The 13999-nt window shown below is 71.7% G+C and carries 10 protein-coding genes and 1 riboswitch; of the genes, 1 reads left to right on the top strand and 9 read right to left on the bottom strand.

What is annotated here, in order from left to right; genetic code table 11:
* Positions 1-7 precede the first annotated feature (7 nt).
* A complete protein-coding gene (locus J7E91_RS05410; protein ID WP_214899581.1) occupies positions 8-730 on the top strand; it encodes a ZIP family metal transporter in 723 nt (240 codons plus the stop codon).
* Positions 731-732: 2 nt separating this feature from the next.
* On the opposite strand, the gene cobI is transcribed toward J7E91_RS05410, so the two are convergent.
* The 9 genes from cobI to J7E91_RS05365 all read right to left on the bottom strand — a co-directional run bounded on the left by cobI (position 733) and on the right by J7E91_RS05365 (position 13674).
* Positions 733-1476: a precorrin-2 C(20)-methyltransferase gene (cobI, locus tag J7E91_RS05405; RefSeq protein WP_214899579.1), complete on the bottom strand. Its 744-nt coding sequence runs from the start codon at positions 1474-1476 to the stop codon at positions 733-735.
* Positions 1473-2831, bottom strand: a complete 1359-nt coding sequence (locus J7E91_RS05400) for a cobyrinate a,c-diamide synthase (protein ID WP_214899577.1) — start codon at positions 2829-2831, stop codon at positions 1473-1475. The genes cobI and J7E91_RS05400 overlap by 4 nt, the downstream gene beginning before the upstream one ends.
* A complete protein-coding gene (gene cobO, locus J7E91_RS05395) occupies positions 2825-3424 on the bottom strand; it encodes a cob(I)yrinic acid a,c-diamide adenosyltransferase (protein ID WP_214899575.1) in 600 nt (199 codons plus the stop codon). Before cobO ends, J7E91_RS05400 begins: the two co-directional genes overlap by 7 nt.
* A complete protein-coding gene (locus J7E91_RS05390) occupies positions 3424-5448 on the bottom strand; it encodes a putative cobaltochelatase (protein WP_214899573.1) in 2025 nt (674 codons plus the stop codon). The genes cobO and J7E91_RS05390 overlap by 1 nt, the downstream gene beginning before the upstream one ends.
* Before the next feature lie 133 nt (positions 5449-5581).
* Positions 5582-9256, bottom strand: coding sequence for a cobaltochelatase subunit CobN (gene cobN / locus J7E91_RS05385; protein ID WP_214899571.1), 3675 nt, complete (start codon positions 9254-9256; stop codon positions 5582-5584).
* Complete coding sequence (locus J7E91_RS05380) at positions 9253-10785, bottom strand: cobyric acid synthase (RefSeq protein WP_214899691.1); 1533 nt, start codon at positions 10783-10785, stop codon at positions 9253-9255. The genes cobN and J7E91_RS05380 overlap by 4 nt, the downstream gene beginning before the upstream one ends.
* Positions 10786-10793: 8 nt before the next feature.
* Positions 10794-11792, bottom strand: a complete 999-nt coding sequence (locus J7E91_RS05375) for a cobalamin biosynthesis protein (RefSeq protein ID WP_214899569.1) — start codon at positions 11790-11792, stop codon at positions 10794-10796.
* 129 nt (positions 11793-11921) lie between these two features.
* Positions 11922-12002: riboswitch (cobalamin riboswitch) on the bottom strand.
* Between the two features lie 175 nt (positions 12003-12177).
* Positions 12178-12402: a hypothetical protein gene (locus J7E91_RS05370; protein WP_214899567.1), complete on the bottom strand. Its 225-nt coding sequence runs from the start codon at positions 12400-12402 to the stop codon at positions 12178-12180.
* Positions 12403-12420: 18 nt separating this feature from the next.
* Complete coding sequence (locus J7E91_RS05365; RefSeq protein ID WP_214899565.1) at positions 12421-13674, bottom strand: inorganic phosphate transporter; 1254 nt, start codon at positions 13672-13674, stop codon at positions 12421-12423.
* Positions 13675-13999 lie beyond the last annotated feature (325 nt).

Raw genomic sequence — 13999 nt, 5'->3', positions numbered from 1 at the left:
AGAGCACATGGCGGTGTTCGTCGCGCTCGGCGCGTTCCTCATGACGCTTTTCGGTGGCTGGGTGGCGCTGCGCGTCACCGACCGCCGCCACCTCGTGCTGGGCCTGGCGGGCGGGCTCATGCTCGGCGTCGTGGGCCTGGAACTGCTGCCGGAGGCACTGGAGGCCGCGGGCGAAGACATTTTCGGCGTACCGCAGGCACTTCTGCTGTTCGTCGGAGGCTTCCTGGTGGCCCACTTGGTGGAGCGCCTGCTCGCCGTACGCCGGGCGGCGCACGGCGCGAGCGAGGGCCGCGTACCTCAGGTCGGACTGACGGCGGCGGGCGCGATGGTCGGCCACAGCCTCATGGACGGCATCGCGATCGGTGCGGCCTTCCAGGTGGGCGAGGGCATGGGCACGACCGTCGCGCTGGCCGTCGTCACCCATGACTTCGCGGACGGATTCAACACGTACACGCTCACCAGCCTGTACGGGAACGCGCGCCGGAAGGCCGTGACGATGCTGTTCGCGGACGCGCTGGCCCCGGTGGCGGGCGCGGCGTCCACTGTGCTGTTCACCCTTCCGGAGGAACTTCTGGGCAGCTATCTGGGTTTCTTCGGCGGCGCCCTGCTCTACCTCGCGGCGGCCGAAATCCTGCCCGAGGCCCACCACGAACACCCGGCCCGCTCCACGCTGCTGTGCACGGTCGCGGGAGTGGCCTTCATCTGGGTGATGGTGGGCGTCGCGGGCTGATCTCACAGCTTGCCCCCGCGACCACCGTCACGCCGCGCGGGCGCGATCAGCGTGGAGAGGTACGGCAGGGAGCCGCCCTCCGCCAGCTCGGCGGCAGGCCGGATCGATTCCTCGGGCAGCCCGAGCGCCGACCCCCACACCGCGTCCTCGGTACGCCCCGTCTCGCGCAGTGCGGTCGCGACCTCACCCGCCAGCCGCCCGAACTTGTACGCCACGACCGTCCCGGGCCCCTCCAGGGCCTCCTTGAGCACAGCGGCCCCGGCGGTCACGGGCACGAGCGTCAGCGGCTCCGTCCCCTCCGTCAGTACGGCCCCGCTGCGGGCGGCCAGATCCTGCATGGCCGTGATGCCCGGCACGGTCACGACCTCGGTCCCCGGCACCAGATCCGCGATGGTCTGCGCGAGATAGGTGAACGTCGAGTAGACGTTGGGATCACCGATCGTCGCGAACGCCACCGAGCCGTGCGTACGCAGCAGTTCGGCGACCCGCGACCCCGCCGCGTCCCAGGCGGCCTCACGCCGCGCCCGGTCCTCACGCTCGTTGAGCGCGAAGACGACCCGGACGACCTTCGCCGCGTCGACGTAGTGCAGGACGGTCGCCTCGGCCCGCCCCCGCTCGCCACTGTCCATCACCGGAACGACCACAACGGCCGCGTCCCGAAGGGCATTGACGCCCTTCACGGTCACCAGCTCGGGATCACCGGGCCCGACACCCACACCGGTCAGCTTTGTGTTCGTCCCGCTCATCCCGCACACCTCTCGACAAATCTCTTGGCCATCCCTGGCTCGGCAGCCCAGTGGGTATGCAGATAACTCGCATGCACACCCAGTTGTACGAACCCCTCCACCCGCCGCTCCGGCAGGTGCATCCCCCAGGCGGGAGCCGCACCGGCCCCCGGCTCGATCACCGTCCGGTGAAACTCGTGCCCCCGCAGCCGGGTCCCGACAGTGGCCAGCGAACTCTCGGAAACCGCCACCGCCTCGCGATACCCCAGCGTCAGCCGCTGCGACATCCGCGCCTCGGCGTCGAGCACCCCGCACATGGGCTGCCCGTCGAGAGACCGGGACAGATAGAGCAGCCCGGCACACTCGGCGGCAACGGGCGCCCCGGACAACGCCAGCTCGGCAACGGCCTTGCGCAACGGCTCGTTACCGGACAGCTCCGGGGCGTACACCTCGGGGAACCCGCCACCGACGACCAGCCCACGGGCCCCTTCAGGCAGGCTCTCGTCCCGGAGCGGATCGAACGGCACGACCTCGGCGCCGGCGGCGGCGAGCAGCTCGCTGTGCTCGGCGTACGAGAACGTGAAGGCGGCCCCGGAGGCGACGGCGACCACCGGCCGCCCGCTCACCACGCTCGCCACCGTCTCCGCCCCCGCCACCGCCGGGTTCCACGCGGCCACGCCCAGCTCCGGCGCACTGCGGGCCAGGGCGAGCACCGCCTCCAGATCACAGCCCACCCGCACCTGCTCCGCCAGCGCCGCGACCGCGTCGACCGCTTCGGCCCGCCGCTCGGCGACCGGCACAAGACCCAGGTGCCGCGAAGGCGTCCGCACCTGCCGCTCGCGCCGCAGCGCACCCAGCACCGGCACCCCGGACGCGTCCAGCGCCTCGCGCAGCAGCTCCTCGTGCCGCGCGGACCCCACCTTGTTCAGGATCACGCCCCCGATCCGCACCTCCGGATCCCAGGACGCGAAACCGTGCACCAGCGCCGCCACCGACCGCGACTGCGACGACGCGTCGACCACGAGCACCACCGGAGCCCGCAACAACTTGGCGACCTGCGCCGTGGACGCCAGCTCACCCTGCCCCGACGCCCCGTCGTACATCCCCATCACGCCCTCGACGACGGCGACGTCGCACCCGGCGGCGCCGTGCGCGAAGAGCGGCGCGATCAACTCGGGCCCGCACAGATACGCGTCCAGATTCCGCCCCGGCCGGCCGGTGGCCAGCGCGTGATACCCGGGATCGATGTAATCGGGCCCGACCTTGTGCGGCGACACGGCGAGACCGGCCGCCGCGAAGGCAGCCATCAGCCCGGTCGCGACAGTGGTCTTCCCACTTCCCGACGACGGCGCGGCAATGACAAGACGTGCTACCACTCGATGCCCCGCTGCCCCTTCTGGCCCGCGTCCATCGGGTGCTTGACCTTCGACATGTCCGTCACCAGATCGGCGGCCTCGACCAGCTTCTCCGGAGCGTTGCGCCCGGTGATCACGACATGCTGCGTCCCCGGCCGCTCCCGCAGCACCCGCACGACCTCGTCGGTGTCCACCCAGCCCCAGTGCATCGGATAGGCGAACTCGTCGAGCACGTACAGCTTGTACGTCTCGGCGGCCAGGTCGCGCTTGACCTGCTCCCACCCCTCGCGCGCGGCGGCCTCGTTGTCGAGCTGCGCGTCGCGCTGGACCCAGGACCAGCCCTCGCCCATCTTGTGCCAGGCGACGGACCCGCCCTCACCGCTCGCGCCCAGGACCTTCAGCGCCTTCTCCTCGCCGACCTTCCACTTCGCCGACTTGACGAACTGGAACACCCCGATCGGCCACCCCTGGTTCCAGGCGCGCAGCGCGAGCCCGAAGGCAGCGGTGGACTTGCCCTTCCCGATGCCCGTATGCACGACCACAAGCGGCCGGTTGCGCCGCTGGCGCGTGGTGAGACCGTCATCCGGTACGACGCTCGGCTGTCCCTGCGGCATCAGGCTGCCCTCCTGTTGTGCGTTCCCTGTACGTCCTTGACCAGCCCGGCGATGCTGTCGGCCCGCAGCTCGTCGAGCGTGACGGCCGTACCGCCCAGCTCGCGCGCCAGCTCACCGGCGAGCCCGAGCCGCACCGGACCGGACTCGCAGTCCACGACCACCGAGGCGACACCCTCCGCCTCATGCAGCCGGGCCGCGCGCGCCGCCAGAGCCACCGGCTCGGGCCCGCCCGTCGCCCGCCCGTCGGTCACGACCACCAGCAGCGGCCGCCGCGACGGGTCCCGCATCCGCTCCACCCGCAGCACGTCGTGCGCCTTCAACAACCCGGCGGACAGCGGCGTACGCCCACCGGTGGGCAGCGTCTCCAGCCGGGCGGCGGCCGCGTCGACCGACGACGTAGGCGGAAGCACAAGCTCCGCGTCCTTGCCCCGGAAGGTGACCAGCCCCACCTTGTCCCGCCGCTGATAGGCATCGAGCAGCAGCGACAGCACAGCCCCCTTCACCGCACTCATCCGCTGCCGGGCCGCCATCGACCCGGACGCGTCCACGACGAACAGCACGAGGTTCCCCTCGCGCCCCTCCCGCGTCGCCTGCCGCAGATCGTCCCGCCGCACGACCAGCCCGCGCCCACTGCGCCCACGCGCCCGCTGATGCGGCGCGGCGGCCTGAACGGTCGCCGCGAGATGAAGCTTGGTGAGCGCCCCCTGCGGCCGACGGGCCCCGGTCGTACGACCGTGTTCGGTACGCGCACGCGACCGACGCCCGGCGGCCCCCTCGCCCAGACCCGGCACGCTCAGCATCTTCGTACGGAACGGCTCCCCGGCCCGCGCGGCGGCCTGCTCGCCCCCCGACCCGGCGGGAGCCCGCTGCCCCTCACCGGCCTCGGGCTCGGGCTCCGCCTCACCGGGCTGATCCGGCGAGTCGGGCGACGAACCGTCGCCGTCGTCCCTCTGCGGCGGCTGCCCGCCTCCGCCGGGGCCGTCCGGATCCGTGTCCGGGTCCTCGTCGTCGGACCCGCTGTTCTGCTCCAGCGTGTCGTCGAGCTTGTCCTCGTCCAGCCCCGGCGCGTCGAACGGGTTGCGCCGGCGCCGGTGCGGAAGCGCGAGCAGCGCGGCCTGCCGTACGTCCTCGGCGAGTACGTCGGTACGCCCGGCCCAGGCCGCCAGCGCGGTCGCCGTACGGGCCATCACGATGTCGGCCCGCATCCCGTCGACCTCGAAGGCCGCACAGGTCGCGGCGATCTGCCGCAACGCCCCGTCCCCGAGCCGCACCTCGGGCAGCAGCGCTCGCGCGGCCACGATCCGGGAGCGCAGCGCGGCCTCCTCACCGGCCCACTTGGCGGCGAAGGCGGCGGGATCGTCGTCGTACGCGAGCCTGCGGCGTACCACCTCCACCCGCTGATCGGTCTCACGGGAGGCGGCCACCTCCACGGTCAGCCCGAACCGGTCCAGCAACTGCGGGCGCAGCTCGCCCTCTTCGGGGTTCATGGTCCCGACGAGCAGGAAGCGGGCGGCGTGCCGCACCGACACGCCTTCGCGCTCGACGTACGACGCGCCCATGGCGGCGGCGTCGAGCAGCAGGTCGACGAGATGGTCATGCAGCAGGTTGACCTCGTCGACGTACAGAATCCCGCGATGCGCGTCGGCCAGCAGCCCCGGCTCGAAGGCCTTCACGCCCTCGGCCAGCGCCCGTTCGATGTCGAGCGCACCGACGAGCCGGTCCTCGGACGCCCCCACCGGCAGCTCGACCATCCGCGCGGGGCGCGACACGCCGCCGGCGACCTCGTGCGGCCCGTCGGGACACGCCGGGTCCGGGGAGCCCGGATCACAGGAGAACCGGCACCCGGCGACCACCGCCACCTCTGGCATCAGCGCCGAAAGCGCCCGCACGGCGGTCGACTTGGCGGTGCCCTTCTCACCACGGACGAGCACACCGCCGACGGCGGGCGAGACGGCATTGAGCAACAGCCCGAGCCGCAGATCGTCCATTCCGACGATCGCGGTAAAGGGGTACGGCGTACTCACGGGGAAACCTCCACATCGAGCCGATCCGGCACATCCAGCCCGTCCGGCGTTTGAGGACCGGGGGTCTGGGGGCAGAGCCCCCAGTTTCGGGAAGGGGCGGGGTGGGGAGTGAAGCCCGCCGCAGGCGCCGCCCTCACGCGTCCCCCTCCAGGTCGCCCTCAAGCTCCAGATACGTCGCCCGAAGCCGCTCCAGCGTCTCCGCGTCCGGCTCGGCCCAAAGCCCCCGCTCGGCCGCCTCCAGCAACCGCTCCGTGATCCCGCGCAGCGCCCAAGGGTTGGACTTCTTCATGAAGTCCCGGTTCTCCGGATCGAAGACGTACTCGCTCGACAACTTTTCGTACATCCAGTCGTCGACCACGCCCGCCGTCGCGTCGTACCCGAAGAGGTAATCCACCGTGGCGGCCATCTCGAAGGCCCCCTTGTAGCCGTGCCTGCGCATGGCCGCCATCCACCGCGGGTTGACCACCCGCGCGCGGAACACCCGGTGGGTCTCCTCGCCCAGCGTCCGCGTCTTGACCTGGTCGGGCGTCGCGCTGTCACCCACGTACGCCTCGGGCGACTCACCCGTCAGGTGCCGCACCATGGCGACCATGCCGCCGTGGTACTGGAAGTAGTCGTCAGCGTCGACCAGGTCGTGTTCACGCGTATCGACGTTCTTCGCGGCCACAGCGATCCGCCGGAACGCCGTCTCCATGTCCCCCCGGGCCGCCTTCCCCTCCAGCCCCCGCCCGTACGCGTAACCGCCCCACACCGCGTACACCTCGGCCAGATCCGCGTCGCTGCGCCAGTTCCGCGCGTCGATCAGTGGCAGCAGACCCGCGCCGTAAGCCCCGGGCTTCGAGCCGAAGATGCGAGCTGTCGCGCGCCGCCGGTCGCCGTGTTCGGCGGTGTCCGCGTCCGCGTGCGCCCGTACGAAGTTGCGGTCGGCCGGCTCGTCCAGCTCGGCCACGGCCCGTACCGCGTCGTCGATGAGCCCCACCACGTGCGGGAACGCGTCCCGGAAGAACCCGGAGATCCGCACGGTCACGTCGATACGCGGCCGCCCCAGCTCGTCCAGCGGCACGATCTCGAACCCCGTGACCCGCCGCGACGCGTCGTCCCACACCGGGCGGCAGCCCAGCAGCGCCAGGATCTCCGCGATGTCGTCGCCCTGGGTGCGCATCGCGGACGTACCCCAGACCGTCAGGCCCACGGACTTCGGATAGTCACCCGTATCCGTCAGATACCGCGCCACCAGCGAGTCCGCGAGCGCCTGGCCGACCTCCCACGACAGCCGGGACGGAATCGCCTTGGGGTCCACGGAGTAGAAGTTGCGCCCGGTCGGCAGCACGTTCACGAGACCGCGCGTCGGTGATCCGGACGGCCCGGCCGGTACGTAGCCCCCGTCCAGCGCGTGCAGGATGTTGCTGATCTCGTCCGTCGTACGGGCCAGCCTCGGCACCACCTCGTCACATGCGAACCGCAACACGGCCTCGGCGTCCGGCAGTCCGACGCCCAGTACCTCGCCCACCAGGCCCGCTGCCTCCGCCGCGTCCCAGCGCCGCTCCTCCATGCCCTCCGCGAGCCGGCGGCAGAGCTGCTCCAGCAGGTCGATCGCGTCGGCGCCGGTCCGCGCCGGGCCGTCCACCAGCGCGGTCAGCCCGTCCGGCACCTTGACCGCCGCACCGGGCTCGCCCAGCAGCTCCTTCTCGACCAGTCCGAAGTGCTCGGCCAGGCAGGCCCGCAGCCCCGGCAGCGCGTTGGCCTTCCCGCCCCACACCTGCGAGGCGCGCAGTACGGCCAGCACGAGGTTCACCCGGGCCTCGGCCTCCGGCCCGCCGCCCAGAATGTGCAGGCCGTCGCGGATCTGTACGTCCTTGATCTCGCACAGGTAGCCGTCGATGTGCATGACGAACTCGTCGAAGTCGTCGTCGTCCGGCTGCTCGTCCAGATGCAGGTCGTGGTGCAGCTGCGCCGCCGTCACCAGCGTCCAGATCTGCGCCCGCACCGCCGGCGCCTTCGCCGGGTCGAGGTCGCTCACCAGCGCGTACTCGTCCAGCAGCTGCTCAAGCTTCGCCAGGTCCCCGTACGTGTCCGCACGCGCCATCGGCGGCACCAGGTGGTCCACGACCGTGGCGTGCCCGCGCCGCTTGGCCTGCGTACCCTCGCCGGGGTCGTTGACGATGAACGGGTAGATCAGCGGCAGCTCGCCCAGTACGGCGTCGGGCCCGCACCCGGCCGAAAGACCGAGGCCCTTGCCCGGCAGCCACTCCATGGTCCCGTGCTTGCCCATGTGCACGATCGCGTCCGCGCCAAAGCTGTTCTCCAGCCAGCGGTACGCCGCCATGTAGTGGTGCGACGGCGGCATGTCCGGGTCGTGGTAGATCGCGATCGGGTTCTCACCGAAGCCGCGCGGCGGCTGGATCATCACGACGACATTGCCGAACTGGAGCGACGCCAGCACGATCTCGTCGCCGTCGACGTACAACTGCCCCGGCGCCTCGCCCCAGTGCTCCAGCATTCCGTCGCGCAGCCCGGGCTCCAGCTTGTCGAACCACGCCTGGTAGTCGGCGAGCGGCACCCGCGCGGGCGCGGCCGCGAGCTGTTCCTCGGTCAGCCATTCCACGTCGTGGCCACCGGCGTTGATGAGCCGGTGGATCAGCTCGTCGCCGTTGTCGGGGTGGCCCTCGACCGCGTACCCCGCGTCGCGCAGGGCGTCCAGCACGCGGATCGCGGAAGCGGGGGTGTCGAGGCCCACCGCGTTGCCGACCCGCGAGTGCTTCGTGGGGTACGCCGTGAAGACGAGCGCGAGGCGCTTCTCCTTGTTCGGCTTGTGGGCCAGCCTGGCGTGCCGTACGGCGATACCGGCGACCCGCGCGGCACGCTCGGGGTCCGCGACGTACACCGGTACGTCACCCTCGCCCTGCTCCTTGAAGGAGAACGGGACGGTGATGAGCCGCCCGTCGAACTCGGGAATGGCGACCTGCATAGCCGCGTCCATGGGCGAAAGCGCCGCGTCGGACGCCTCCCAGGTGGCGCGCGACGACGTCAGGCAAAGCCCTTGCAGCACGGGCACGTCGAGGTCGGCGAGCGCGCCGATGTCCCACGCCTCGTCGTCACCGCCGGCCGAGGCGTCACTGGCGCGCGTGCCGCCCGCCGCCAGCACCGTGGCGATCAGCGCGTCGGCCTTGCCGAGCTCCTCGTACAGCTCGGGGTCGGCGCTGCGCAGCGAACCGCAGTACACCGGAAGGGCGTTGGCGCCCTGCGCCTCGATCCGGTCGCACAGGACGTCGACGAAGGACGTGTTCCCGGACAGCTCGTGCGCGCGGTAGAAGAGCACACCGACCGTCGGGCGGTCCTCGGCGTACGCCCGCGTGCCGTGCACGCCCCACTCGGGCATCTTCTGCGGCTCGGCGAAGCCGACACCCGTGAGCAGCACGGTGTCGGACAGGAACCGGGCCAGCTCGACGAGGTTGCCGGGCCCGCCCTCGACGAGGTAGCGCAGCGCCTCCGCGACGACTCCGGCCGGTACGGACGACTCCGCCATCAGCTCGGCGTCGGGCACGGTCTCACCGCCCAGCAGGACGGTCGGAATCCCGGACGCCTTGAGGACGGCGAGCCCGTCCTCCCAGGCGCGCTTGCCGCCGAGCAGCCGGACGACGGCGACGGAGGCACCCTCGATCAGCGCGGGCAGCTCGGTCGCCGCGTCGATACGGGTGGGGTTGCCGATGCGGTACGGGGCGCCGGAGGCGCGGGCGGCCAGCAGGTCCGTATCGGCGGTGGACAACAACAGCACGGTGTTCTCGGTGCTGACTGGCTCAGTGCTCATGCGGGCGCTCCAGGTGCGATGAAGGGAAGTCCTGAGGGCGCGCCCGACTCGATGAGCCGCAGCAGCGCGTCCGTATCCGCGTGTTCTTCGATGAGGTCGCCGAGGCGGTCGAGCTGCTCCTCGCGCAGCGCCTCGAACGAGGTGTCCGGTGCCGGTACGAAGCGGCGGCCCGCGGCGGCGGCCACCTCGCGCAGGAACGCGCGCCGGAACGCGTCGCTCTCCAGCGAACCGTGCCAGTGGGTGCCCCAGACCGACCCCACCCGGCAGCCGTCCAGGCTGTGTCCATTGTCATCAGAGATGAACGCGTCGCCCCCCAGCACTTCGGCCACCCCGTGATGGATCTCGTACCCTTCGACGGGCTCGCCCAGCGCACTGCCGACCGGCCGCGTCAGCGTCTTCTCGACGGCGAACCGCACGCGTACCGGCAGCAGTCCGAGCCCGTCCACGCTCCCGGCCTTCGACTCGACGTCGTCCTCGATGCGCTCTCCCAGCAGTTGGAAGCCGCCGCAGATGCCCAGCACGGGACGGCCTTCCGCCGCCCGCCGCGCCAGCGCGTCGGCCAGCCCGCGCTCGCGCAGCCACTCCAGGGCCTTCACGGTCCCGCGCGTCCCCGGCACGATCACCAGATCAGCGTCGACGAGCTCCTCGGCCCGGTCCACGAACCGCACGACGACGCCCGGTTCGGCGGCGAGCGCGTCGACATCCGTGAAGTTCGACATCAGCGGCACGGCGCACACGGCGACCCGCAGCACGTCGTCCCCGACCGGCGGCGCGACAACCGACTCCCGTACGGCGCCCCGAAGCGACACCCGCAGCCCGTCCTCCTCGTCGATGCCAAGGCCGTGCGCGAAGGGCAGCACGCCGTACGTACGCCGCCCCGTCAGCCCTTCCAGCATGTCGAGCCCGGGTTCGAGGAGCGACACATCACCGCGGAACTTGTTGACCAGATAGCCGGCCACCAGCTCCTGGTCCTCCCGGCTCAGCAGCGCCGTCGTACCGAAGAAGGAGGCGAAGACCCCGCCCCGGTCGATGTCGCCGACGACGACCACCGGGAAGCGGGCCGCTCGCGCGATGCCCATGTTCACGATGTCGGTACGCCGCAGATTGATCTCGGCCGGACTTCCCGCCCCCTCGCAGATCACGGCGTCATACGTGCCCCGCAACTCCCGAAGACAGTCCGTCACGGTCCCGAGCAGCGCTTCCTGCCTGCCTCCGTGGTAGCCGCGCGCACTCATCTCGCCCACCGGCTTCCCCATCAGCACCACCTGGCTGCTGCGGTCACTGCCCGGCTTGAGCAGTACGGGGTTCATGAGCGCCGTCGGCTCCACGCGCGCGGCCTGCGCCTGCATGGCCTGCGCCCGCCCGATCTCCGCGCCCTCGCGCGTCACGAACGAGTTCAGCGACATGTTCTGCGCCTTGAACGGCGCGACCTTCACACCCTTGCGTACGAGCCACCGGCAGATCCCGGCCGTCACGACGCTCTTGCCCGCGTCGGACGTGGTCCCCGCGATGAGGAGACCGCCCCCCAATGAACCGCTCACGCGCGCCCCTTCCACGTAGGTATGCCGCTGCCTCCAGTACACGCGGCGCGTCGCAGCGCGCCGAAAGCCAGCCGTCCCGCCACCGCCGTCACCAGAGCCAGCGCGCCGACGCGCCGCGACAGGCGCGCCGCCCGCTCGATGTCCGGTACGCCGACGGGCCGGCCGGCGGCGTTGAGCACGGGCCGGTGCTCGACGCGGCCCGCGTACGAGAGCGTTCCGCCGAGCCGTACGCCGAGCGCGCCCGCGAAGGAGGCCTCCACGGGGCCCGCGTTGGGACTCGGATGCTTGGCGGCGTCCGCGCGCCAGGCCCGCACCGCACCGCGCGGGTCGCCACCGGAGACGGCCGCGACCGCCGCGAGGGCGGCCGTCAGCCGCGCGCCCGGCCAGCCGGCCACGTCGTCGAGGCGGGCCGAAGCCCAGCCGTACCGGCGGTATTTGGCTGATTTGTGCCCGACCATCGCGTCGAGTGTGTTGATGGCGCGGAAGGCCACGAGCCCCGGCACCCCGCCCACGGCGCCCCACACCAGCGCGCCGACCACCGCGTCCGAGGTGTTCTCGGCAACGGACTCGACGACGGCGCGGGCGATCTGCTGGGCGTCCAGCGACTGCGGGTCGCGCCCGCACAGGTGGGGGAGGCGTTCGCGGGCCACCTCGATGTCCCCGGCCTCCAGGGCGCTGCCGACGGCGCGGGCCTCGCGGCCCAGCGACGTACCTCCGACGACGGCCCAGGTGGCGGCGGCGGTCAGGGCGAGCGCGGCGGCAGGGGAGCGGCGTACGGCACGGGAAGCGAGCGCGGCGGCGCCGGCGGCGCCTCCGGCGCACACCAGGGTGTGCGCCGCGCCCCACCCGCGGTGGTCACGCCACAGTAGGGACTCGACGGCGCCCGCGGCCCGCCCGAACGCGGCGACCGGGTGTCCACGGCGAGGATCACCGAGAACGAGGTCGCCGATCAGGCCGGCGGTGGCGCCGTACGCGAAGATGCGATCGGCACGCATGGCTCAGCAGGCCGATGCGCCTCGAAGCACTGTCGTACTCGTACTCACAGGAATGACTGAACGGCAGCCAGGCATGGCGGTATGTCCTCACTCAGGGTCCGCGCCCTGGTTCGACGTGACCGGCGGTGAGAGTTCCTGGCTTCCGGGGACCTCTTCGTCTTCCCCGGTCACAGTGGCGGGACCGCGCCGGATTCGCACCGGGCTTCCTCTCGTGCCGCCGTATTCGGCTCCGGCAGTCCACCACGCTCCGCGAACGCCGTCAACTTGCCGTTGACCTGCGACGGGAGAGTGTGCTGAGGCACACAGAGACCGCCCCGCCGCCGGCTGTGGAAGGCCGGAGGCGGGGCGGTCTCTGTGACGGTTTGGGTGGAGTCGGGCCGGCGCGTCAGACGACGATCAGGTAGATCCCGTACGCCACGGCCGCCGCGCACAGCGCGAAGCAGGCGTACGCGCCGGTGCGGGCCATGACGGCGGAGCCGCCGCCCTGCGCGGAGGCGCTCTCCTGCTTGGAGAGACCCACGATGCCCAGGGTGAACAGGCCCACCAGTGCGATGGTGACCACGAGGCTCACGCCGAATACGGAGCCGAGAGCTGCCCAGTCGATCTTCATGCTGCTGTGTCCCTGTCCTTACACCGCGGCCGGGCTGGCCGGCTCGGCGGAGCTGCCGGCCGGGGCCGGGATGGTGGTCTTGAGGTCCTCGGCGGCGATGGCGGCGGCCGTGGGCGGCACGCTGACGGCCGCCATGGCGGTGGTCACGACACCCGCGCGCCCGGCTTCCGCGTCCACGTCGTTGACGTTGGTGTGGTCGACGACCTGGCGGCGGGAGATGAACCAGATCGCGATGCAGGAGCCGATGAGGAAGGCCGCGACGGCCGCGACGCCCCAGTCGCCCTGCTTGGTCACGAACTCCGAGCCTGCGGCGACCAGACCGGCGGCCGGCAGCGTCAGACCCCAGGCGACGAACATCCGGGTGGCGGTGGACCAGCGGACCACGCCGCCCTTGCGGCCCAGGCCCGCGCCCATCACGGCGCCGGAGCACGAGTGGGTGGTCGACAGGGAGAAGCCGAGGTTGGAGGAGGCGAGGATGACGCTGGCCGCGCTGGTCTGGGCGGCGAAGCCCTGCTGCGGCTGGAGGTCGGTGAGGCCCTTGCCCATGGTCCGGATGATGCGCCAGCCGCCGAGGTAGGTGCCCAGCGCGATCGCGAGACCGGCGGACACGATGACCCACATCGGGGGATTGGAGCCGGGAGCGAGGATACCGCCGGCGACGAGCGCCAGCGTGATGATGCCCATGGTCTTCTGAGCGTCGTTCGTGCCGTGGGCCAGGGAGACCAGGCCCGCCGAGGTTATCTGGCCGGCGCGGTAGCCCTTCGCGGTGGCCTTCGGGTCGGCGTTCCGGCCGATGCGGTACGTCAGCCGGGAGGCGAGGTACGCGGCGAGGCCGGCGACGAGCGGGGCGGCGATCGCGGGGATCAGGACCTTGGTGACCACGGTGCCGCCGTTGACACCACTGACGCCGACCGAGGCGATGGTGGCACCGATCAGACCGCCCATGAGGGCGTGGGAGGAACTGGACGGCAGGCCGATCAGCCAGGTCATCAGGTTCCAGAGGATGGCGCCGACCAGCGCCGCGAAGATCACTTCGGGCGTTATGCCCTCCTCGGTCACGATGCCGCTGGAGATCGTCTTGGCGACCTCCACGGACAGGAACGCGCCGACGAGGTTGAGCACGGCGGACATGGCCACCGCCGTCTTGGGCTTCAGAGCGCCGGTCGAGATGGTGGTGGCCATCGCGTTGGCGGTGTCGTGGAAACCGTTCGTGAAATCGAACACTAGAGCTGTCACGATCACAATCGCGAGCAGCAAGGTGATGTGTTCCATTTACCCAGGCAATCGTTTGACGTCAGTGGCTTGTGGAACGTAGGCAACCTGAGTGAACGGAAGGTGAACTGGGCCGGGCGGAGTGGTGACTCGAAGCAAGTCGCCGTCGTTCCGTTTATGGCCGGAACGACGCAGAACCCGGCATTCCGGGGCCCGCCGGCCCCTCACGGACCTCTTGAGCCGGCCCGTGGACCTGTTGAAGAGATTCTGGTCACCCGGCAGCCATCCGCTGCCGCTGCCGAACGGCCGGATCGTCCCGTACGGCCAGCCGGCGCGGGTCCTGGCGACGCCCTGTAGCGGGCGAACCACAAGGAGTGGCCATCGA

This window comes from Streptomyces sp. ISL-99 (assembly GCF_018614005.1).
GTDB classification, from domain to species: Bacteria; Actinomycetota; Actinomycetes; order Streptomycetales; family Streptomycetaceae; genus Streptomyces; species Streptomyces flavidovirens.
This window is presented reverse-complemented; position numbering and strand designations above follow the sequence as displayed.

What these genes read in the sequence shown, in the direction of transcription:
- J7E91_RS05410 (WP_214899581.1), top strand. Translation starts at nt 8, where the DNA reads ATGGCGGTGTTCGTCGCGCTCGGCGCGTTCCTCATGACGCTTTTCGGT.
- cobI (WP_214899579.1), bottom strand. Translation starts at nt 1,476, where the DNA reads ATGAGCGGGACGAACACAAAGCTGACCGGTGTGGGTGTCGGGCCCGGT.
- cobO (WP_214899575.1), bottom strand. Translation starts at nt 3,424, where the DNA reads ATGCCGCAGGGACAGCCGAGCGTCGTACCGGATGACGGTCTCACCACG.
- cobN (WP_214899571.1), bottom strand. Translation starts at nt 9,256, where the DNA reads ATGAGCACTGAGCCAGTCAGCACCGAGAACACCGTGCTGTTGTTGTCC.
- J7E91_RS05375 (WP_214899569.1), bottom strand. Translation starts at nt 11,792, where the DNA reads ATGCGTGCCGATCGCATCTTCGCGTACGGCGCCACCGCCGGCCTGATC.
- J7E91_RS05370 (WP_214899567.1), bottom strand. Translation starts at nt 12,402, where the DNA reads ATGAAGATCGACTGGGCAGCTCTCGGCTCCGTATTCGGCGTGAGCCTC.
- J7E91_RS05365 (WP_214899565.1), bottom strand. Translation starts at nt 13,674, where the DNA reads ATGGAACACATCACCTTGCTGCTCGCGATTGTGATCGTGACAGCTCTA.